General features: G+C 56.6%; 15 protein-coding genes. 11 read left to right on the plus strand and 4 right to left on the minus strand.

Annotated elements, in window-relative coordinates:
* Window positions 1-329: 329 nt before the first annotated feature.
* The 9 genes from AC3DKS_RS00755 (at window position 330) to AC3DKS_RS00795 (ending at window position 11130) form a co-directional block, all read left to right on the plus strand.
* A complete protein-coding gene (locus AC3DKS_RS00755) occupies window positions 330-1601 on the plus strand; it encodes a M14 family metallopeptidase (protein ID WP_272607138.1) in 1272 nt (423 codons plus the stop codon).
* A gap of 7 nt (window positions 1602-1608) precedes the next feature.
* Entirely contained in the window at window positions 1609-2691 is a 1083-nt protein-coding gene (locus AC3DKS_RS00760; protein ID WP_272607139.1) for a Kelch repeat-containing protein, read from the plus strand.
* A gap of 147 nt (window positions 2692-2838) precedes the next feature.
* A complete protein-coding gene (locus AC3DKS_RS00765; RefSeq protein ID WP_272607140.1) occupies window positions 2839-6867 on the plus strand; it encodes a hybrid sensor histidine kinase/response regulator transcription factor in 4029 nt (1342 codons plus the stop codon).
* 150 nt (window positions 6868-7017) lie between these two features.
* Window positions 7018-7476 carry a hypothetical protein gene (locus AC3DKS_RS00770; RefSeq protein ID WP_272607141.1) on the plus strand — a complete coding sequence of 153 codons (459 nt, stop codon included), beginning with the start codon at window positions 7018-7020 and terminating at the stop codon, window positions 7474-7476.
* A gap of 1 nt (window position 7477) precedes the next feature.
* Window positions 7478-8209: a hypothetical protein gene (locus AC3DKS_RS00775; RefSeq protein WP_272607142.1), complete on the plus strand. Its 732-nt coding sequence runs from the start codon at window positions 7478-7480 to the stop codon at window positions 8207-8209.
* A gap of 13 nt (window positions 8210-8222) precedes the next feature.
* Entirely contained in the window at window positions 8223-8849 is a 627-nt protein-coding gene (locus AC3DKS_RS00780; protein ID WP_148214332.1) for a hypothetical protein, read from the plus strand.
* Window positions 8850-8982: 133 nt separating this feature from the next.
* Window positions 8983-9318, plus strand: coding sequence for a hypothetical protein (locus AC3DKS_RS00785; protein ID WP_015754586.1), 336 nt, complete (start codon window positions 8983-8985; stop codon window positions 9316-9318).
* A gap of 48 nt (window positions 9319-9366) precedes the next feature.
* A complete protein-coding gene (locus AC3DKS_RS00790) occupies window positions 9367-9798 on the plus strand; it encodes a hypothetical protein (protein WP_148214333.1) in 432 nt (143 codons plus the stop codon).
* Between the two features lie 69 nt (window positions 9799-9867).
* Window positions 9868-11130: an MFS transporter gene (locus AC3DKS_RS00795; protein ID WP_015754588.1), complete on the plus strand. Its 1263-nt coding sequence runs from the start codon at window positions 9868-9870 to the stop codon at window positions 11128-11130.
* Window positions 11131-11135: 5 nt separating this feature from the next.
* On the opposite strand, the gene AC3DKS_RS00800 is transcribed toward AC3DKS_RS00795, so the two are convergent.
* From AC3DKS_RS00800 to AC3DKS_RS00810, 3 genes are all read right to left on the minus strand, one after another.
* Window positions 11136-12689, minus strand: coding sequence for a DUF1593 domain-containing protein (locus tag AC3DKS_RS00800; RefSeq protein ID WP_272607143.1), 1554 nt, complete (start codon window positions 12687-12689; stop codon window positions 11136-11138).
* Window positions 12690-12708: 19 nt separating this feature from the next.
* Window positions 12709-13686 (minus strand): amidohydrolase family protein, encoded by a 978-nt coding sequence (locus tag AC3DKS_RS00805; protein WP_272607144.1) that lies wholly within the window; start codon window positions 13684-13686, stop codon window positions 12709-12711.
* A gap of 201 nt (window positions 13687-13887) precedes the next feature.
* Entirely contained in the window at window positions 13888-15891 is a 2004-nt protein-coding gene (locus tag AC3DKS_RS00810) for a TonB-dependent receptor plug domain-containing protein (protein ID WP_272607145.1), read from the minus strand.
* A 122-nt stretch (window positions 15892-16013) separates the two neighbouring features.
* Here AC3DKS_RS00810 and AC3DKS_RS00815 point away from each other — a divergent pair, with 122 nt between their 5' ends.
* Both AC3DKS_RS00815 and AC3DKS_RS00820 read left to right on the plus strand, forming a co-directional pair.
* Window positions 16014-17678, plus strand: a complete 1665-nt coding sequence (locus AC3DKS_RS00815; RefSeq protein WP_041327162.1) for a carboxylesterase/lipase family protein — start codon at window positions 16014-16016, stop codon at window positions 17676-17678.
* Window positions 17679-17740: 62 nt separating this feature from the next.
* Window positions 17741-18472 carry a carboxylesterase family protein gene (locus AC3DKS_RS00820; RefSeq protein WP_015754593.1) on the plus strand — a complete coding sequence of 244 codons (732 nt, stop codon included), beginning with the start codon at window positions 17741-17743 and terminating at the stop codon, window positions 18470-18472.
* Between the two features lie 3 nt (window positions 18473-18475).
* On the opposite strand, the gene AC3DKS_RS00825 is transcribed toward AC3DKS_RS00820, so the two are convergent.
* Window positions 18476-22048, minus strand: a complete 3573-nt coding sequence (locus tag AC3DKS_RS00825; RefSeq protein ID WP_272607146.1) for an FG-GAP-like repeat-containing protein — start codon at window positions 22046-22048, stop codon at window positions 18476-18478.
* Window positions 22049-22081 lie beyond the last annotated feature (33 nt).

The raw sequence follows: 22081 nt of genomic DNA on the forward strand, positions 1-22081 counted from the left end.
TCAGGCGGGGGCGTATTCAGGATCACGCCGCAGGCGTAATCCTGCCCATCGCACCAGCTGGCCCCTCACTAAAAGCGTTCCACCGGAGCCCTTTTGGCCGTTCGGTCCGGATCACGAGCGGCAGCGAGTAATCCTGTTTCAGGCGGGGGCGTATTCAGGATCACGCCGCAGGCGTAATCCTGCCCATCGCACCGGCTGGCCTACAGGATCACACTGGCAAGGATTTTCAAGGGAAGTGCTTAATACCCCGCTAAACATTTTAACCTTCAAAAGACCCTGTACATAAAGGATTCCTTATTTTAGGTTTTCAAATTCATTACCTACCCCCAATGAAAACACACTTAATTCCTCTGATTTTCGGAATATCCCTCCTGTGCGCCTGCAAAAACACCCAATCCGGGGCATCTTCCGGTTACCAGGGCCAGGGGCCCAACCCGGTCGTTTCCACCAAAACCAAACCCGTCCAGAAGCAGTGGCGGGGCACCTGGGCCTTCCAGGACAGTACCGTGTTTTTCAGCAACCAGTTCGACGGGGCCCGCCTCAACGGGGTAGCCCACGACGGCCAGGACCATTATACGCTTTGGATCACGGCAGAAAACACGCCCATCAACCCGAGCCCGTGGTACGGATTCCAGGTCTGGAGCACCACCCCCCGGGAAATCCAACTCCAGTTCACCTACGACGGCAGCAGGAGCCGGTACTACCCGAAAATCAGTCGGGACGGAATCAACTTCAAAACCCTCGACAGTACCCGGTTTAAGCTGATCAACCCGGGGGAAGGGGAATTCGGGATCCGGGCCGCGCCGGAACAAATCGAAATCACGCTGCCGGTTAGCGAGGAGCCCACCTGGGTCACCGCCCAGGAACTCTATACATCGGCCCGTGTGCAGCAATGGGTGGATACCTTGTCCCAAAAACCGTTTGTATCGAATTACGAAATCGGCAAAAGCCGGGAAGGCCGCCCGATGAAGCTGATGGAAGTAAATGAAGGGGATGCCCGAAAGGCCCTGATGATCATCTCCCGCCAGCACCCGCCCGAAGTCACCGGTTTCCTGGCCATGAAATCGTTTATGGAAACCCTGGCAGGCGATTCGGAGCAAGCCCGGGCATTCCGCCGGGAATTCACCGTGTTCAACGTGCCGCTTATGAACCCGGATGGGGTGGACAACGGACACTGGCGCCACAACCAGGGGGGAATCGACCTGAACCGGGACTGGCAGGAATTCAATCAGCCCGAGACGCGGGCCGTCCGGGATTTCCTGCAACGGAAAAGCGGGGAGGGGTACGAGTTTGTCTTCGGGGCCGACTTCCATTCCACCTGGGACGACATCTATTACCCCCTGGATACGGTGGTTACCGGACAAGCGGGGCGAATTGTCTTTGACTGGATCCAAAACATCAGTAACCGGCTCCCGCAAAAGAAAACGAATATCAGCGCTTCCGACCAGCTGACCCCTACCATGGTGTCGCGCAACCACTTCTATGCAGCCCACGGCATGCCGGCCATCGTCTTTGAACTCGGGGACGATACCCCCAGGGACTTCCTGAGGGAAAAAGGCAGGGTGGCCGCTGAGGAGCTCATGCGGTTATTAATGAATTAAATGAAATATGATGGCTGTTCGATTCTCGATAACAAATGTATACAGCGGGTTCATTCGCAATTGGGGTTATCTGCTCGTTGCGGCAACGATATGGATTCTCTCCGGTTGCCAGGACGGCGAGAAAACGCAATCCGGGTCCGGCGAAATCTCGCAAAACATAGCCTCCGAAACTATTGATGCCCGCAAATGGCAATACGTTGAATCCGAAGACGGGAGCCAACCCGTAGCCCGGCACGAAGCGGCATTTGTAAATGTTGGCAGTAAATTTTACCTGCTCGGTGGGCGGGGAATCCGCCCGGTCAGCATCTACGACACGCAGTCCGGTACCTGGTCAAAAGGGCCGGAGCCCCCCATTGAGCTTCACCACTTCCAACCGGTAGTAGTGGAAGATCGGATCTATATCCTGGGCGCCCTGACGGGGGGATGGCCGGATGAAACGCCGGTGGGGCACATTTATATCTACGATACGGCAACCAATTCCTGGCAGCAGGGGGACGCCATACCCGAGGCGAGGCGCCGCGGGTCCACGGGCAACGTATTGTCCGGCAGTAAGATCTATATGCTCTGCGGCATCAAAAACGGGCATATCGGGGACCACAAGGATTGGGCAGACAGTTATGACCTGGAGACCGGATCCTGGGAAGTCCTCTCCGATGCGCCCCGTACGCGCGATCACTTCCAGGCCGTATTGGCCGACGGGTTGATATATGCGGTGGCGGGACGGAATACGGGTTCATCCGAAACCCCCTTTGGCGGAACCATCGGGCCGGTTGACGCCTACCATATCGCCACGGATACCTGGACCACGCTACCCAACCCGATTCCCACGGAGCGGGCCGGTACGGCAGCCACTTTCTGCAACGGCCAGATACTCATTGCCGGGGGGGAGTCACCCGTACAGGAGAAGGCACACTCCGAAGTGGAGGCCCTGGATCCGAAAACCGGAACGTGGCAGGCATGGCCACCTCTCAATGAGGGACGGCACGGCACGGGCCTTGTAACCTTTGACGATTCCCTTTACATCGCATCCGGCTGCGGGAACCGGGGCGGGTCGCCGGAATTGACGACCATGGAGCGATTGGAGAATTGAACAGCCAACGATAATTAGAACATCCAGTTAGTCCTTCCAGCTTCTACAGGGGGGATTCAGAAATGGCTGGAGTATAACGGGAATTTGCTATAAACCGATCAAAGACTTACATTTCAATACCCCACAGCGTATAGAGGATCGAAGTGTATGGTACAAAATTACATCAGGCTAATAACATGTTGTTCCCTGTTTTTCCTCGCTGCGGTAGTTTGCGGCCAGGACCAGATTAGTTTTGGAGAACTCACCATCACGGACGGACTTTCCCAGAACTGCGGTATCTCCATTGCGCAGGACAGTACGGGATATCTGTGGATCGCTACCCAGGATGGCCTGAACAAGTACGACGGCAATGAATTTACCGTCTACCCATTTATTTTCGACGACATCACCCGCCCGGGTTACAGCCATTTGGGAAAGGTGTACGTAGACCGGGATAACAACATCTGGTCCATTCCCTCCAGCCGGATTCCCCACCGTTTGGATGTGGCATCCGGTCATTTTGTACCTGTACCGGTTACGCAGCATGCGAGTGTCATATACCAGGACCGTCAGGGGGCATACTGGGTAGGTACGTATTCCGATGGGCTGCTTCATGTACCGCCAGATGGGGACTTCGCCAATGTCCGGCAGGTAATCGACGTGCGAGAAACCATATATGCGCTGGCCGAGAGCGACTCGGAACTCCTGGCGGCAACAGATAACGGCATCCTGGCCATCGACAGCCAAAACAGGAGCGCGCGGGATACCTTGCGGGAAACCCTGGTGGACGGGCCTGTGCAGGCGAGTTTCAGCACCATTGCCATCGACCGGGAGGGACGGCAATGGTTCGGCACGTATGGCCGCGGACTTTATTTCCGAAACGAGGGGGAGACCTTCCTGAGCGATACCGCGGAATTGCCCCTGAGCCTGCCCCTGCCGGCCGACCTGAACATTCTTTCCCTTTTTGTCGATTCGCAGAACCGGCTCTGGATCGGGACCTACGGGAAAGGGCTGTATCTCATTGAACTGGATTCCTACCGAACCCGGCATTTCATGGCAGACAAGTACGACCCCAAGGCGCTGCATTACAACGACATACTGAGTATTTACGAGGATTATACCGGGACGATCTGGTTTGGTACCGATGGGGCAGGCCTGAGTTTCTACGACGAGTACCTCGAAAAATTTAATTCCATAACCAATTATCAGGTTCCGAGGAACATTCATGTGGACGTGGTCCGGGCCATCACTACGGATGCCGACGGCTCGGTCTGGGTGGGGACTTCGGGCCATGGATTGATGCAGTATTTCCCCGGGGCAAACAGCTGGGCGAAGTATTCCACGGAAGACCCGCCCGGTACCCGCCTGACTTCCGACCGGATCATGAGCCTGTATGCAGATGTGTCCAGCGGAGATCTGTGGATCGGGACCCAGGGGGGCGGGTTGAATATCCTGGGGCCGGACGGGTCGGTGCAAACCTATGGCGGGTCTCGCCCGGATACCGGGTACCCGGTGACCATTTGGAGTATTTTTAAAGACAGCCAGGCCAGGGTTTGGTTGGGGACCCGGGAAAATGGGCTCGTTCAGTTCGGAAAGGAAACCGGGCCCGTACGGATTTTTGACAGCAGTCCCGGCCGGCAGGGCCCTCGCGTCAGCGACAATATCCGTGTAATCGAGGAGGACCTCGGCGGCAACCTCTGGCTGGGCACGGATTCCGAAGGGCTCATCCGCCTGCATCCGGATACGGGGGAAATTAAGGTCTTCCGGGAAGGGTCCGGGCCGAACACCCTCTCCAACGACATGATCAAATCGCTCTATTTTTCACGGGAGGACGGGGTACTTTGGATCGGCACCTACGGGGGAGGCCTCAATGCACTGGATACCCGACAGGAAAAATTTTATCACTATTCCACGGAAGATGGCCTGGCCAATAATGTGATCTATGCCATCCTACCGGATGCGCAAAACAACCTGTGGCTGAGTTCCAACCGGGGGATCACCCGGTTCAGCCCGGGCAAATCGCCGGGCGAAAAACCGACAATCACCAATTATACCAATTACGAAGGCCTGGCGACGGAATTCAATACGGGCGCATACCACATCGATCGGCGCGGCAACCTGTATTTCGGGGGGCTCGAGGGACTGTATTGGTTTAAGCCTTCGGAGATACAGGAGAATACCCGGTTGCCCAAAACGGCTATTACGGGAATGCAGGTAGCCAATGAACCCTATCCCATGGCGCCGGATACGAGGTTCCGGCACTTTCAGAACACGCTTACATTTACGTTTTCGAGCCTGCAGTACGCGCTGCCGGAGAAAAACCAATACCAGTACCGGTTGGTGAACTACGACCAGGAATGGATCCAGGCGGGCAACAACAACTTTGCGAGATACTCCTTCCTGCCTCCGGGGGATTACGAATTCCAGGTGAAGTCCAGCAACTACGACGGGGTGTGGAACCCAAAGCCCGCGCGATTTGCCTTTTCGATTGCACCGCCCTGGTACCTGACCCCTTTGGCCAAAGCCATTTACCTGATCCTGTTCCTCTCGGGGGTATTCGCCATTTACTGGTATTTGAAATGGCGGTTGCGCATGAAGCTAAACCTGCAATTACAGGAAGAAGAAGCCCTTAGGCTCCAGCGGCTCAATGAATTCAAATCAAAACTCTATACGGACATCTCCCACGAGTTCCGGACGCCGCTGACCCTGATATCGGGCCCAGTGGATGCCAAACTGGGGGCCGGGGGTCTTTCGGATGCAGACCACGCCAACTTCTCGATGATCAAGCGGAATACGAATCGGCTGATGGCCCTGGTGGACCAGATGCTGCACCTGGCCAAGCTCGAAAAAGGCAAATTGAAATTAAAAGTAACCCCGGGCGATCTGGAAGGGTTCCTGGGGGTGCTGGCTTCTTCGTTCCGGTACCGTTGTGAACAAAAGGACATTTCCTACCAGGTGCATATCGGCCCGATGCCGGGCGCGTGGTTCGATGAGGATATCGTGGAGAAGATCGTGACCAACCTGCTTTCCAATGCCGTAAAGTATTGCTCCACCGGCGGGGAAGTGCGGTTCCGGGCAGAAGGGCAAGGGGGCACGGTGTGTTTGCGGGTAGAGAATTCGGTGGAGGACTTTGCGGAAGGCGACCTGGGCAAGTTGTTCAACAGATTTTACCAACAGGATGAATATTCCGAAGGCATAGGTGTGGGCCTTTCGCTGGTGAAGCAGCTCGTAGCCCTTTACCAGGGCGAAGTGGATGTCCGGTTGGAAGAAGCCTCCGACTTGATAGCGTTTCAGGTGACCCTTCCCATGGCGCGGGATCTTTTTCCAGACGCACAAATAGTGGATGCCAACACAAAGGAAGAGCATCCAGCGCCGGATGCGATTTCAAGTACCATCGACCTGGCGTCCGACAAAGGGGGGGCGGACGAGGCCAAAAGCGACCTGCCCTTGATCCTGGTGGTGGAAGACCATCGCGAAGTGCGCCAGTTCCTGGCATCCGTATGGAAAGGCAAATACCAGGTACTTGAAGCCGAAAATGGGGCGGAAGGAGTCGAAAAAGCCCTTGAAATTGTCCCGGACCTGATCATTTCCGATGTGCGGATGCCGGTGCGCGACGGCATTGAGCTCTGCAATACGCTCAAAACGGACCAGCGCACCAGCCATATCCCCATCATCCTGTTAACCGCCGGCTCGGGCGAGGAGCACGAGTTGAAGGGGCTGCAATCCGGGGCAGACGACTTCGTCACCAAACCCTTCAAACTCCGGCTGCTGGAAAGGCGCGTGCAGAATTTGATCGATACCCGACGGGCCCTGCGCAGCAGGTACAGCCAGGAGTTGGTGCTCAAGGCCAAGGATATTGCCATCACGCCCACCGATGAGGTATTCCTTGAGAATGTGCAACAGGTGCTGGACGACCAGTTGTCGGACGCCGGCTTCAACGCCGGGAAATTTGCCAGTGCGGTGGGGATGAGCCGGATGCAACTGCACCGGAAACTCACGGCCATCACCGGGTTATCCACCACGGAATTCATCCGTTCCCAGCGGTTGAAGCAGGCAATCCGGATATTGAAAAACTCCGATGCCACCGTCAATGAGGTGGCCTATACCGTGGGTTTTAACACCCCTTCCTACTTCATCAAGTGCTTTAAGGAAGCCTACGGGAAAACCCCCGTGGAGTATTCCCGGGCCGCCGATTAACCCGCCTTCTGCCGGGCAATACGTCTGTTTATATAGCTGAATAACAGTATATTACAAGAGTCGTTACATATGTTTTATAGCCGGTTACATTTGTGGCACGGCCCGTAGATTCCTTCTGCTACTTTTCCTCCAAACAAAAATTTTACAACGATGAAAACAAGGATTCTCCTCCCGCTGCTCATGTTGGCCCTGGGTACCGTGGGCCTGAATGCCCAGTTGCGCACGGACGGCAAGACTACCAAAGTGCTGCTCATTGCAGATCGCTCTAACAACATCACAAATATTGAACTGGTAGGTGATGCGCGAAATTTTGATGCGGACGCCCTGATGAAGAAATATCCAAACGCCAAGGTGCTTTACGGCCTGCTGGAAGGGGGTTATCGGACCACGAGTTCGGGGGTTCTGCCTAACAAGGACACACAACTCACTTTGTTTAATAGCGAAAACGCCCTGCCGGGAGATCACTTCCTGCCGGGAGATCACTTTCTGCCAGGCGACCATTTTCTGCCGGGGGACCATTTTGTTCCCGGCGATCACTTTGATGTTGCCCGCATGAAAGCCCGGGTTCAGGCCGTGCAGGACGGCCGCGTGCAACTGAAAATCCAGTAATATGGGACATTTCTTCAGGCAATTGATTATCCTGAGTGCCCTATTCACCGGCCTGATCGCCACTGCACAAGGCACGTTTGAGGGCACGCTCGAAAACTGGCCCCACGGCCGGGCGCAAATTATCCTGCCCACCGATTCGCCGGTGGTTATCGGGAAGGTGGAAGCCGACGGTAAGGTATCCATAACCCTGGGAGAAGCGTTGGCGCAGAGGATCTCCGCGAGCCGTGAAGCGGATGATGGCAGCGGGATCCGGTTGGTACGAAGTACCGTGGAACGTGCATTTTATTGCCGGAGTGACGATGTGACCTCCGAGAATGGGGACTTGCAGCTGGAGCGTGCCACTACCCGGGGCGGTTTTTATGTGGGCAACCTGGAGGAGGAAGAACTCCACGGCCAGATTCGATTGGCCAGTTCCCAGGCTTTCGGCAACAGTTTTTTTCAGCTGGGTAAAAAGGATTTTGTCACCGGGCATTACATCGAGTTCTACTTTGCCGAAGCGGATGCATCCGTTCACGGTACGTGTAAAACACCCACCTATACGCTGGACGGGAAAGATGTATTTGACATCATCCACGAGTACACGATCGACCTGAAAAAAGGCTGGAACCTGGTAAGGGTTGAGGTGGCGGAGACCTACACGGACCAGGAAGGCAATGTCCGCCCGCTGAAAATGGTCATGAAAACAGTCCGAGAGGTCCCCGTGGACACCCAATTCTTGTTTACAGCCAATTGATAAGACGCAGATTATGATGCATTCGATAAAACCATCCACCCATATAAAAGCCATGTTGTTACTGGCGGCTTTGGCGCTGGCAACCTGCGGGGAAGTAAAGACCCGGGATGCTGCCCAGGATGAGGAAAAGGAGATGCCGGAGGCGGATGCGCCAGTGGAATCAAACGAGTCGCTGGATATGAAGGCGAATATGAAACGACTCGCAGGCCTGACGCCCCTGACCGATGCGGAATTTGCGGCCTGGAAGCCCGATGCAGTCCTGGGTCTGCCGGCCACCAACGTGAATACAAATTCCCCGGAGGATGTTGCCATGTTTGACATCACCTATTACGCAGGCGGAGAAAAAATCAGGTTGCACATTGTGGACGGGGCCGGGAAGCGGGGTTCCCAACTGACGGGGCCCGCCCATATGATAGCCGTGCAGGATGTAGACGAGAAAATTCCCATGGGATATATCAAAACGGTGCGGGAAAACGGCATCAAGGCCCGGGAGCGCCATGAGAGTGCCAATAAGGAATATCAATTGAAACTCTTCTACGGCAACCGGCTCTTTGTGACCCTGACCACCTTAAACGTGGGACGGGCACGCACCTGGCAGGCGCTGGAGGCATTTGACCTGGAGGCGCTTCTACCCAAATAGGCCCCGTGGGCCATCCGGCCCCCGAATGGCATCCCGCCCCGGGGACTGGTTGCAACCACCAGGCTGGCCGTGATTACACCAAGAAAAATAAAAATCCCCCAAAATCTAGTTTATCAACCTAAAATTCACATTTATGAAATTGTCAAAATCCATCACCAACATCGCCCTTACATGCACCGCCCTTTTGGCATTTGGCTGCGGAGGCAGTGACGACGACGGCTTGGGCAATTGCTCCGAAAGTGCCTGGACACAGATTGTGGCCAACGAAGCCGCCCTATACAGCGATGCACTCTTTGCTTACCAAAATGATCCCTCCGCAGCGAATTGCGATAACGTGAAGTCGGCGGCTGTGAACTACCTGGAAGCCTTGCGGGATATCCTGGACTGTGTCCCAACCACCAACCGCGCTGAAATAAATGACGCAATTGACGACGCCCAAGAGGAAGTGAACTCCGAAGACTGTAACTAATTCGGTCGTGCATAGCCATTTCAGCCGATGGCAGATGACCCCTCGGGGATGAAGATCAGACTATTCATATTGACAGTACTTGCCCTTCTGGCCTGGATGGATGCCCGGACCCAGCAGCGCAGCACGCGGGAGACCAAAGTGGTGCTGGTGGTCAATGAGCGGACGAACACGGTCACCGATATCGTCCTTTTCAATGAGATTGAGAAACGGGACCAGCAGGCTGTCCTTGCAGAATTTCCCGATAGCAAGTTTTTTATCGGGTTATTGCAAGGCAGTTACAGGAACCTTCAGGGCCTGGGGATTGAACCCATGCCCAATACAACGGTGACCATGTATACCGGCAAGGAATATTTCCCGGGAGATCAATTTTTTCCGGGAGACCAGTTCTTTCCGGGCGATCCATTCAATCTGGGGAACATTAAGGCCCGGGTGGTATCCAGCAAGGACGACCGGCTGACCCTCAAAATCAGGAATCGGTAGCGGGCAGTATCTGCGGACTGTAGTACATTTGCGCCAGAAACGGAATTGCTTCCGTTTACCCAAGCGCTTATGGCCCAACCCAACGACCCGTATGCTGCCCTGAGATTCCGGGAATTCAACATTTTCCTGGTAGTGCGGTTTGCCATGGTCCTGGCCTGGACCATGCAGTTTATCCTGATTGAATGGCTGGTCTATACGCTGACCAAGGACCCATTGTCCCTGGGGATCATCGGGCTCATGGAGGTAATCCCATCGGTGGGGATGGCTCTTTTTGCAGGGCATATCGTGGATCAGCGGGAGAAACGGAACTTATTGATTTACTGCATCCTGGGGTTTTCGGTCGTCAGCCTGGGACTTTTCATCTTCAGCCTGCCGTCCGTGGAAGCCTCCATGGAACAGAAGTACCAGCTGGGGGCCATCTATGGGCTGGTGTTCCTCGGCGGGATCGTCCGGTCCTTTTTGGGGCCGACCATCTTTTCGCTTATCGCCCTGATTGTCCCGAAGCGGATCTATCCGAATGCGGCTACCTGGAGTAGCAGTACCTGGCAGCTGGCTTCCGTATTGGGCCCCGCCCTGGCGGGCTTCTCCATTAGTTGGATCGGGGTGCACTGGTCGCTTTGCCTGATATTTGGCTTCTCCCTGGTGGCTCTGGCCTTTTTATTGCGCATCCCGCGGAAGCCCATCCTCAACCCGAAAATCGGGGAACCCGTGTTCCAGAGCCTGCGGGACGGCCTGCAGTTTGTGTTTCGCAACAAGGCTATCCTGGGGGCATTGACCCTGGACATGATCGCCGTTCTGTTCGGGGGGGCCGTGGCCCTGCTCCCCGTATTTGCCCAGGACATCCTGGAAGTGGGGTCCGAAGGTTTCGGTATCCTGCGCGCGGCCCCTGCCGTGGGGGCGGCTATAACGATGCTTGGCTCCACCCGGTTCCCCCTCCACCGTCACGCCGGCAGGAAACTCCTGTGGGCCGTTTTCGCCTTTGGCCTCTGCATCATCGTCTTTGGGTTGTCCACCATGTTCTGGGTCTCCGTGGGTGCCCTGTTCCTGAGCGGAGCCGTCGACGGGGTATCCATGATCATCCGGCAGACCATCCTGCAGCTGAAGACCCCGGACAATATGCGGGGGCGGGTAGCATCGGTGAATTCTATTTTTGTAGGTTCCTCAAACGAATTGGGAGCTTTTGAAAGCGGGGTGACGGCCAGGTTGATGGGGACGGTGCCCGCCGTGGTATTCGGCGGTTGCATGACACTCCTTACCGTGGGGGCCATGGCCTGGTTCTCGCCCAGGTTCCGCCGGCTGGACCTCCGCGATGAGGTAGAGGCCGCCGATTGATCTGTTCAGCGGGCCGTAACCACCACCCGGGCATACCGGATCATCGGGTGCTCCGCTTCATCGGCCACCTCCAGGATGAGGTGCAGATCCTCTCCCGGCGCCATATCCGCAGGCAGGCGGAAGCGAAGGGTTTCCCCGCTTATGGCCCTTGGCAAAAGCTCACCGGTGTAACTATCCACCTCATGGTAACGCCACCAGGAAAATTTCAATCGGTCGCCATCCGGGTCCGTCGCCTGTCCGGTTAGTACTACTTCTTCCCCGGGTTTCGCAGACAGGCGGGAACCTTCCGAAACCGCCACATCCGGGGGGTGGTTGGCAGACTCGAAATCGAGGACGCACCAATCGGCACGGGCGGCAAAGTCTTCCTGGATGGCCGGGATCCATCGGGTCTGTGGATAAGTGACATCGAGGGTGTCTGTAAACGGGTTGAAATCGGCAACCCCGGTACCATCTTCCCAGCGGTTCGGCTCGGATTCCGACTGTTGCAGCCGCCCGCCCCATCCGCCAAAGGACGGATTGTCGATATTGTCCAGGCCTACATCCACCAGGTGCAGGTAGGCCGGAGAATCGCCTTCCGATATGAAATCAAAGGGTTCAAACGGCCCCCAGGACCGGCCGTTCCTGTTTTGGTTAAAGGAATCCAGGGCAATACCGTGGATATGTTCCGGGTCCCCGTCCTGTTGTTGGCCATCTCCGTAGCTGTAATATTTTTCCATCAGCGGGCCGTGCCCCCGGATGATATGTTCCTTCATGAAAGGACCTTGCAGGAAGGAATGCCAGCGTTCGGGCACCTGTTGTTTCCAGGGATAGGCAAAGCACCAGAACTGGTTGGAATTGTAATATACCGGTATATCCGGCCAGTTGGGTGCAATGTAATTGCGGTAGGTGGCGTCCTGGTCCATGATCGCATAAATGACGGCCTTCTTGCAGATATCCCGGTATATGGCCTCCCAGGAGTCGGAATTTCCGTATTTCTCCTCAATGGATTTCAACGCCCGGGCAATGGTATTGGTCCCGCCCCATACCTGCAGGTAGAGTTTTGTGGTATCGCTGTCCAGCAGTTTTTCGGCAATCAGCCGGGAACCGTCCGTGTCCGCCGCCATTTCCCCTTCAAAATCGATATTGCCCACCCGGATCAGGGAGCGCAGGGTTTCGGGTGCCGGGTACCCTTCCGCGTGCTTCCGGAGGTTGGGGTAGACCTCGGCGTAACGGGCAATCAGGTCCTCCATCCAGGTGGTGCCCGGCCACCGCAGGTCGGTACGTTCCCCGTAAATGTTCCGGGTCATTTCCATTTCGGAGGTAAAAGGCGTTCCCTTTCCGTCGCCCTTATAGTGCCACATGGAGCTGCTGTACACCAGGCCCTCGATTTCGAATTCATTGGCGTAGAGCAACATCCGGATAAAGGAATCCACATCGTCGATCTCCCCGTCCGTGGTCACAATCGTACGCGGCCTTTGGGGATCGGCCTCCGGGGCAACCGGGGTATCCGCTTCCGCCCGGCATTGCAGAAATGTGCCGGCCAGCAGGAGGATGAAAAGCAGGGGGAGGGAACGGGTCATAGGTTGGAATTTATCAGGTTTATTCGAATTCGCTGGGATCCAGGTTGAAGAACCGGACGGCATTGTTGAAAAATATGTCCCGTTTCTGATCCTCGGACAGGTAATTCGCATTTTCGATGACCCCTATAGAGGTCTCCAGCAATTTGGGCCAGACCATAAAATCGGTACCGTAGAGGATGCGTTTACCGAATCCGGCCTGTACCAGGCGCTTCAGGTAGGCGTGGATCTCTTCCAGGGGGTAGCTCCAGATAAAACCTGCCAGGTCTACGTATACATAGGCATTGGCCCCCATCAGGGCAATCATCTGGTCGATCATCGGATAGCCGGCGTGCATGACCCAGATTTTAAGTTTCGGGTGGCGGGCGAGCATGTCCTCCAGAAGGAACGGTTGCCCCAATGATGCCCGGTAGTTGGCATTGGTGATATTGGCCATCCCGTTACCGCCCGTACCCATGTGGATGCCCACCGGGATTCCGAGTTCCTCGGCAACGGCAAAATAGGCATCCAGCGACATATCGCTGGGAGACATCCCTTGGTACTGCGGGGCTACTTCGCCCATCACCTTGTAAAAACCAGAGGAAAGGGAATCCCGGAAGGCCTCCACGGATATCTGGTCGGCGTTGCTGACCCCCAGGGAAGGGATTATCCTGTCGGGCGCCTGGGCGTGCCATTTGTGGATGACATCCGCATCGCCGCTAACCACCAGGGTCATGTTCAAACGCTCGGCCGTAGCGAGGAGTTTTTCCTGCATGTCCGCATCCGAGGCAGCGGGTTGCAGGGGGTCTACGCAATCCAGATTGATAAATGAGGGCGCCTCCTGGTTGGGCCCGCTCCCGGGCATGCTGCTCAGGAACCAGGGGCACATGGGCCTTGAAAAATTGGGATTGACCTTCATCGCATGCACATGGACATCGATGATCGGGGGGCGTTTTGCGGATTGCTCCTGGGCGTTGGCCTGGAACGACAAAACAGCTGCCAGAATCAGGCAGGGAAGCATTGTCTTATATTCGATAGAGAAATAACTGGTTATCCAAAACGACCTGCCGGCCGGTGTGGCTTGGGAAAAAGAAATCATGTCCGATTGGTTTTTGTGGTTGTTTGCGAATCCCATTGTGTTGGGATCGCATTCTTTGGAACAATTTAACCTAAAATTTCCAAGGATGGTAACCGGTAGGGTATGCCCCGGGTTGAAATGTGGTTATTTCACAAAAAGGCGCAGTAATTGTTGTTTTTCCCCCACCCGGCCCAGGTGGACCGTTTGGTAGGAAACGGTTTGGGAAGCCATGCCGAAATTCTCGTAGATGCGGCAGCCAAAAACCAGTGGCAGATTATCCGGGGAAGGGGGATCGCTCAGCAACTCTACGTTAAAAAGCCATTCCCCTGAGCTGTCGGCCCCATAAAAATCGAAGGTTTTAACGGTATATCCGGTTTGATGCTCTTCCCGCAGGCGTTCCGGAGCGGCCAATTGCGAATGTTCCCAGTCGTAGAAGCGCTGCTGAGGGTTTACCGATTGCAGGTTGAATTCCGCCCCGGGGAGGTTCCACTCGATGACCAGGCGCGCCCTGTAGGTTGGGCAGTTTTCGTAGTCGTAGGCACCGGGGATCATCCCGGCAAATTCCGGGTTGGCCCGAAACAGGTTTTGGATTTCCCGCTGGAGGAACGTCCGGTATTCCCTTGCGGCCTCCCCGGTACCCTGTACCTGGCGGTGGGCTTTGATAAGCTGGCGGACCAGCGCGGCTTTTTCCTGTTTGTCTTTTGCAAGCAGCGCCCGGCTGACCAGCGCACTCCCGGCAGGGGAGGGGACGGAAGCCAGGCTTTCGGCCACCACTATTGCGGCCTCGTGGCTGCCGCTTGCCAGCAGCCCGTACAGGGCGGCAGAAACGGCAGCGGGCCTGTCGGACATCCGCTCGGCCAGGTTGCTGACAATACGCGACGACAGTACCGGGTCCCGATCCCTGAAGGCAGCCGATGCATCCAGGTAAAACCCCGGGTCGGCGTCCCTGGATTTTCGCAACTCCAGATACCGCCTGTAAGCAGGTGCTACCGGGATGCCGGACAGGGAGCGGGATATGGCCGAACCGGTTGGGCCGGTGGTTTCACGGGCATCGTATACATTGTTCCGCAGTTGCAAGGCATCGGCATTTTGTCGGTTATCGGCAGTACCGTATACGGCATTTTTTGTAGTGATCAAAAGGACCCCGTTCCGGCCTGCCTCCCCGTACATATTGGTAGCTGCCAGCCCTTTGAGCACGGTGATGTCCGCGATGTTGGCGGGGTCGATAAAATTGGCCCGCTGCGACCCGGCAACCCCCCCTGAAGAATTTGACTGGGCGAGGGGGGTGCCATCGACAACCACTAATCCGTAGTTGTTCCCCAGCATCGTCAGGTTGGTCCTGCTGGTGAATTGCGTGGCATCCTGCCCGGGTCCGACATTCACCCCGGTAAGCCGCCCGCCCTGCAGCGACTGGGAAATGTCTGTCTGGATCTCGGATACGTCCTCATCATCCAGGGAGCTCACCGCGACACCCACCCGGCGGCTATCCCGAGTGCCTGTTCCTGTCCGGACTTTTTCCGCGGCTTCCCTGCGGGTTTCGTTTACTTCCACCTCTTCCAGGGCAATCACCCCCTGCCCGAAACCGGTACCCGTTTCCCGGGTTTCCGGATTCCCGGCCTCGGGCCGGATGGCCCGGGCAAGCGGTTTCAGCTGGATGTAATTCCCGCGGTAAACCAGCGCCGTGCGCTCAAGGAATTGCTGTGCCTCGCCGGTGGACCGGCTCAGGATGGTGTTGCCTTTCTCAAGCAATAACCGGTCGTTCGGATGGAGCTGAACGCCATCCGTATAGATGTAGGTGGCGCCGGGTTGCAGATGTTCGTTAAAGAGCGCATAGGGGGCGATTCCGTCGTAGGTGATGGCTTCCAGATCCTTTTTCAATTCCGTCCAGTCGCCATCCTGAACCACATAGGAATTTTTGACTGCCGATGTCCCTATGGTCACCAGTTCCACTTCGCAATCCGCACATGATGCCAGGACGGGCTCCAGGTACCGGAAGGGGTAGACGGGTTCATTGCCTTCCATGGAGGCGGAGGCATCCCAGCAGATGGTGATTTTTTTTGGACTACCGCTTTGGGCAGCAGCCCCCCAGGCAAGCAAAAGGAGCCAGGCGATGGCCTGGCCACGGCATGATTTCCGGAAGGGTATCACAGGCTCTGAAAATTTCAGTTCAAGATAGGAATATTCATCCTAACAATTTTGGGGATTCCCCGATTGGTTTGTTACGTGAATTCAGGGTATCTTGTATGCTGTTAAACCAATTAATCGCAAACATGAAACCTCTTCGGAATCCGGGACTCTTCGTCCTGATGATCGTATGCTCTATCCAATCGCAGCAACTTTCGGCCCAGCAACATGCTGCCAACCCGAACCAGAACGCCTTTCCCGTCCAGGCGCAAACCGACAAAGGGATTGTCGAGGGCAACTACGACACGCATACGGGTATTCAAACCTACTTCGGCATCCCGTTTGCCAAGCCGCCTGTAGGGGAGCTTCGATGGAAGGCACCCCAGCCTATGGATCCCTGGGAAGGGGTAAAGGAGACCAAAAAATTTGGTCCGCGCCCCATGCAGACCATGGTCTTCGGCGATATGAAATCCCGGTCGGACGGGGTAAGCGAGGATTGCCTCTACCTGAACGTCTGGACACCGGCCAAACGGAATACCCGGGGCCTGCCGGTCCTGGTCTATTTTTACGGGGGCGGCAATGTGGCCGGGGATGCCTCGGAACCCCGGTATGACGGGGAAAGTATGGCAAAAAAGGGCATGGTGGTGGTCACCACCAATTACCGGCTGAACATTTTTGGATACCTGGCCCACCCGGAACTCAGTGCGGAGGCCCCGTATAAGGCTTCCGGAAATTACGGTTCCCTGGACCAGCAGGCGGCCCTTCAATGGGTCCGGGACAATATCGAAGCCTTTGGGGGTGATCCGTCGCGGGTCACCATCGCCGGGGAATCCGCAGGATCCATAGGGACAAGTACACTCATGGCCTCGCCCTTGTCCCGGGAACTGATTGCCGGTGCCATTGGCGAAAGCGGGGCGGCCATCCACCCTACCATGGCGCCCGTACCCTTGGCGGAAGGCGAGAAACAGGGCGCGGAATTTTTAAAGCAAGCCGGGGTGGCCTCAATCGCGGATTTGAGAAAATTGCCCGCCCGGGATATTTATGAGTTGTACAACGAATCGGGGCGGTTTGGCTTCCCGATGACTATCGATGGGTATTTCCTGCCCGCCAGCCTGCCGGAGATTTTTGAGAGCGGCCGGCAGGCCCAGGTGCCTTTGCTGCTGGGGTGGAACTCGGCTGAAATCCCGGGGATGGCATTTATGCAGGGGATGTCCTATACCCCGGAGAATTTTGAGCAAAAAGTCCGGGAGGTCTACCCGGAGCGGCACGAGGAGATACTGGCTGCCTATGCGCACAGCACGGCCCGGGAGGTGGAATTTTCGGCCACCGCCCTGGCTTCCGACCGGTTTATCTCCTACAGTACCTGGAAATGGTTTGACCTGCACCGCAAGCATAGCGACCAACCCGTCTACCGCTACCTCTACAGCAAAATCCGTCCGCCCCTCCGGGATGCCAACCTGCGTTCCGGCCTGGCGGGAGGTACGGTGGAAGCGGATACGGAAGCACCCGACATGCCGGAGCCCATCGGGGCCCCGCACGCCTGCGAGATTGAGTACTGTATGGGGAACCTGCACCTGGTGGACGACTACGCCTGGACGGCAGACGACTACAAGGTATCCGAAACCATGCAGGCCTTTTTTGCCAACTTTATCAAAAAGGGGAACCCGAACAGCCTGGACCTGCCCAACTGGCCGCCCGCCGAAGCAAATGACCCGACGCCCCCGGTGATGATCATCGATACGAAGAGCCGGCAGGAACCGGCTGCCAACGACGATCGGTACCGGTTGCACGATGAGATATACAACGAATAAAGCACTCCGGCCGGTCAAACCAGTATGCCGGCATATTTGTGAAGTTTAAATTGGTCAACTATATGCATGTCTTAAGCTATTGCCGCACGGTTCCTGCCTGCCTGCTGGCCGTGCTCCTGTTCCAGGGATGCAGCGCCCAGAGCCGGCTGGTTTCCGGGTCGCAGCGGACGGAAGTAAGGGACACCCTGCATTACTACCTGTATTACCCGCCCGGATATGACCAGGGCAACGACGAATTTGGCTTGCTGTTATTCCTGCATGGGGGCGGGGAGGCCGGCAAGGACCTGGAAGCCCTGCGGGAGGCGGGCCCGCCAAAAATGCTCCTGGAGGGCAACGACTTTCCATTCCTGATCCTGGCTCCCCACAATTCCCATGAAAAACAATGGTGGAACGTGCGCGCTGTGAAGCAGTTGCTGGACGCGGTGTTGGCGGAAAACCGGGTGGATCCGGGCCGCATTTACCTCACGGGCCTCAGCCGCGGGGGGTCCGCTTCCTGGGAGATGGCCGTACACTACCCGGATGTATTTGCCGCCCTGGTGGTGGTATGCGGGATGGCCCCACTGCCGTACGCCTCCTGGATTGACCCGGATATGCCGATCCGCATATTCCACGGAACGGCCGACGAGGTGATCCCTTTTTCGGAATCCGAACAGATGGCCAACCGGCTGAAAAAGCTGGGATACGATGTTGAATTAACCGCCTATGAGGGGGTGGGCCATAATTCCTGGGACCGGGCCTACCGGACGGAAGGGTTATTCGAATGGATTGCCGCCCAATCCCGGAACAGCCACTGAGCCTTACGCGCCCCCGGCGTTTTCTACTGTTCGCACCTTATTTCCGGCTGCATCGAAGAATTCGATGGTTTCGATGGCCGGGGTAACCTCCAGGAAGCGCCCCGATTGGGAGTGGAACCCGCTGCCCCAGTAGAATTCATGGACCTGGCTGCTGCCGTCCTGCATCCGGACTACAGCCCGGACCTCTTCGGGGGCAACCCTTAGCAGTTGGCCGGCGCGGGGGTTTTCAAAGGCCTTCAGCCGGTCGTTGTTCTGGGATGCCACCCAAACCACGGAGCCGCCCTGTTGCTCCAGGCGTATCAGGGCCTTGCCATCCCCGGGCACGAAAAACCCGCTTTGGCTTCGGGCAACCGGCACAAAACCATCCCCGACATTCCGAAGTGCCATGCCCATAAAGGCATCGGCCCGTCCCTGTTGTACTTCCATCCCGTAGTCGTTGCCCACCATCAGGAGGTCCAGGCGGCCGTCCTGGTCCAGATCGGTGACGGCCGTCCCGTAAACCGGGGCAATCTGCACGGGCACGGGTAAGGCGTGCCGGGCAAACCGGTTGTTGCCGAGGTTTTCCAACCAGGAAGACTCCATCGTATTGAACTCGTAGACCAGGGCGTCATCGAGCAGGCCGTCCGGGAACATCTCGGGCAGTGTGGACGCCCCGAACTCCCCGAACGAATTGAACCGCTTCCGGATGGCGGAGAACTGTTTGACCACGTCCTGCCAGGGGTGGTACAGGTATTCGCGCCGCACACCGGTACTGTCCCGTAGGTAATAGGAGATCAGCGGGTCGATCATCCCATTGTCGTCCAGGTCTTTGGCGTATATACGGACGGGTTCTTCCGGGCTGCCCTTGAAATAGATATTTGTTCCCGAATTCCCGACAATGTAATCCATGTCCCCGTCGTTGTCCAGGTCGGCAGCCGTGAGGCTGTTCCACCAGCCTTTGTCTTCGGCCAGGCCGGTACTTTCCGTAATTTCCCGAAGTTCGCCCTCACGGTTCTCGAAAAACCGCACCGGGCTCCACTCGGCTGCCAGGATGAGGTCTGGCCAAAAATCGCCGTTAAAGTCTGTCCATATGGCATCGCTTATCAGGCCGGCATATTCCAGGTTTTCCCCAGCCTGAGCGGTAACGTCTGTAAAGCGTACCACCCCGTTTTCCGTATCGTTCCGCAGCAGAAAGGAGCGGTCGGCTGTGGGATATGCAAAAGGCTTCACCCGGCTGCCTACAAACAGGTCCAGGTCGCCGTCCCGGTCAAAATCGGCTGCCTTGACCACCGAGGAATTCGCAAAGGCTTCCGGGAGGGCATCCTTCGCCTCGGTAAAATTGCCCCGACCGTCATTGAGCCAGAGGACATCCCGGTAGCGGGGGTCTCCCGGTTCGTATTGGCCGGATCCGCGTGCCAGGTAGAGATCCAGGTCGCCGTCCCCGTCGGCATCGAACAAGAGGGAGGCGGTGTCTTCCTCTTCGAGCTCCGGGTGCGACTTATACGTGGCCTCCGTTTCGCGAAACGTTCCGTCTTCCTGCTGGTAAAACCATTTTTCCGGGAAATTCCGGCTCCCTCCGGCCAGCAAATCCGTGAGGCCGTCCCCATTTACATCGCCTGCAGCCAGGGAAGGACCGTACTGGGAGAATTTATGCGGGATGGTCCGCTGGTAGTTAAAGTCGATGAAATCAATGTCACGGATCAGGCTGTTTAACCCGAGGCGTTCCGAGGCCTCCGTCAGGTAGGTACGCCCCCGGGTTGCCGGCTGGGAGCCCGGCGTCTGGGAATCCGCATGGTCCAGGACCAGGGTCTGCCCAACGGGCACATTCAGGAGCCGCTGCACCCTGCCGTCCGGCCATTGGACAGTTACCGAGTCTGCTGTCCTGACAGTACCCAGGCCAAAATGCAGGACGGATTCCGGTTTGGAAAGGTACCCGCGCCCGGAAAGGAGTTGCAATTTCTGTACGCGATCCTGGCTGTACACGGACACGAGGCTTCCGAAACCCGCAGCATTTTCCCGTGTTCCCTCCAGGCGCACCCGTAAATAGCCCTGTTCCGGATGCAGTTCGGAACCGTTATTTTCCATGAGCAGCGCCTTATCGTTCAGGTTGTTGATCACCAGGTCCAGGTCGCCGTCCTGGTCCAGGTCGCCGTAGGCGGCCCCGTTGGAAAAGGTGCCGAAATTAAGCCCCCATTCCTCGGTGACATCCTCAAAGGTCAGGTTGGCCTGGTTGCGGAATGCGAAATTCGGGATTTTGATCTCCGGGATGGCCTCGATGAGTTTTTCCTTGCTGACCAACCGGCTCGCCGTCACCCGGAAATCCCCGAAATCCCGGTCGGTGACGTCTTTTGGGAAACCGTTTGTGATCAGCAGGTCCTGCCAGCCGTCGTTGTCGTAATCCGCAAAGAGCGGGGCCCAGCTCCAGTCGGTTTCCTGAATCCCGGCAAACATGCCCGTTTCGGAATATACGGGCAGCCCGGTTTCCGGGTCCGTACCGTTGGCAATCTGCAGCGTGTTCCGGGCGTACTGGTACTCGTACCCGTACCGGCGCGTGAATATTTCCTTGTTGTAACTGCTGGGGCCCTGGAAGAGCTTTTTGCGCTTGTTGTAATAGGGCTGCATTTCGGTGGTGAACAGGTCGAGTTCCCCATCGTTGTTGATATCCGCCAGGTCGCTTCCCATGGAGGAAAGGCTGAAATGCTTAAAGATTTCCCCTGCCCGGTTGGTAAAGGTGCCATCCTGGTTGTTGATATATACCAGGTCGTTGCTGAAGAAATCATTCGCTACATAAATATCCATCCAGCCGTCCTTATTGAAGTCGTGGATGAGTGTGCTGTGGCTGTACCCGTGGTACCGGATTCCTGCGGAATCCGAGACATTTACGAACCGCGGGTGCCCCAGGGTGTCATCCCACCGGTTTTCATACAGGCGATCCCGGCTCAGGGAGGTGCCGTCGTCCTGGTTGGGCCGGAATTCGGACGGGTTGATCCCGTCGATCCGGTTGACCCCAATAAACAGGTCCAGGTCTCCGTCGTTATCGTAGTCGAAGAACTGGGCGTGGGAGGAATAGGTGTCGTCGGCAACCCCGTAGGCCTCGGCGCGTTCGCTGAAACGGGGGATCCCGTCTTCCCCAACCCCTTCGTTCACGTACAGGAGGTTTCTTCGCTGGGTGGAGTCCCTGTAAAACGTATTGCAGATATAAATGTCCAGGCGGCCGTCCAAATTAAGGTCTACCAGGCTGACACCGGAGGACCAGAGTAGGGAGTCGGGTTTGCCAACACCCGAAGCAGCCGATACGTCCCGGAATTTCAGGTTTCCCTCATTCAGGTACAGGGCGTTATCCACCTGATTACCGGCCAGGAAGATATCGTCCAGTCCGTCACCGTTAAGGTCGCCCAGGGCTACCCCGCTGCCGTTGTAAACAAACTCGTTGTCCAGGATGTTGATGGAATCGTTTTCAACCAGTCGGTTTTCAAAATGGATCCCCGAATCGTCAGGGGAGACTTTGGTGAATAGGGCAGGGGCCGGATCTTCACCGGTACAGGATAAAAAGCTGGCTGTTGCGAGCGCCAGGAGGAGCGCGGAATAGGGTTTCATCGTGGATTGTTTGAAGTACGGACAAAAATGCGT

Source organism: Robiginitalea sp. (assembly GCF_982776155.1).

Coding starts and splice junctions, on each gene's coding strand:
- AC3DKS_RS00780 (WP_148214332.1), top strand. CDS start 8,223: ATGATGCATTCGATAAAACCATCCACCCATATAAAAGCCATGTTGTTA.
- AC3DKS_RS00820 (WP_015754593.1), top strand. CDS start 17,741: ATGCATGTCTTAAGCTATTGCCGCACGGTTCCTGCCTGCCTGCTGGCC.
- AC3DKS_RS00805 (WP_272607144.1), bottom strand. CDS start 13,686: ATGCTTCCCTGCCTGATTCTGGCAGCTGTTTTGTCGTTCCAGGCCAAC.
- AC3DKS_RS00775 (WP_272607142.1), top strand. CDS start 7,478: ATGGGACATTTCTTCAGGCAATTGATTATCCTGAGTGCCCTATTCACC.
- AC3DKS_RS00760 (WP_272607139.1), top strand. CDS start 1,609: ATGATGGCTGTTCGATTCTCGATAACAAATGTATACAGCGGGTTCATT.
- AC3DKS_RS00770 (WP_272607141.1), top strand. CDS start 7,018: ATGAAAACAAGGATTCTCCTCCCGCTGCTCATGTTGGCCCTGGGTACC.
- AC3DKS_RS00825 (WP_272607146.1), bottom strand. CDS start 22,048: ATGAAACCCTATTCCGCGCTCCTCCTGGCGCTCGCAACAGCCAGCTTT.
- AC3DKS_RS00795 (WP_015754588.1), top strand. CDS start 9,868: ATGGCCCAACCCAACGACCCGTATGCTGCCCTGAGATTCCGGGAATTC.
- AC3DKS_RS00790 (WP_148214333.1), top strand. CDS start 9,367: ATGAAGATCAGACTATTCATATTGACAGTACTTGCCCTTCTGGCCTGG.
- AC3DKS_RS00765 (WP_272607140.1), top strand. CDS start 2,839: ATGGTACAAAATTACATCAGGCTAATAACATGTTGTTCCCTGTTTTTC.
- AC3DKS_RS00785 (WP_015754586.1), top strand. CDS start 8,983: ATGAAATTGTCAAAATCCATCACCAACATCGCCCTTACATGCACCGCC.
- AC3DKS_RS00815 (WP_041327162.1), top strand. CDS start 16,014: ATGAAACCTCTTCGGAATCCGGGACTCTTCGTCCTGATGATCGTATGC.
- AC3DKS_RS00755 (WP_272607138.1), top strand. CDS start 330: ATGAAAACACACTTAATTCCTCTGATTTTCGGAATATCCCTCCTGTGC.
- AC3DKS_RS00800 (WP_272607143.1), bottom strand. CDS start 12,689: ATGACCCGTTCCCTCCCCCTGCTTTTCATCCTCCTGCTGGCCGGCACA.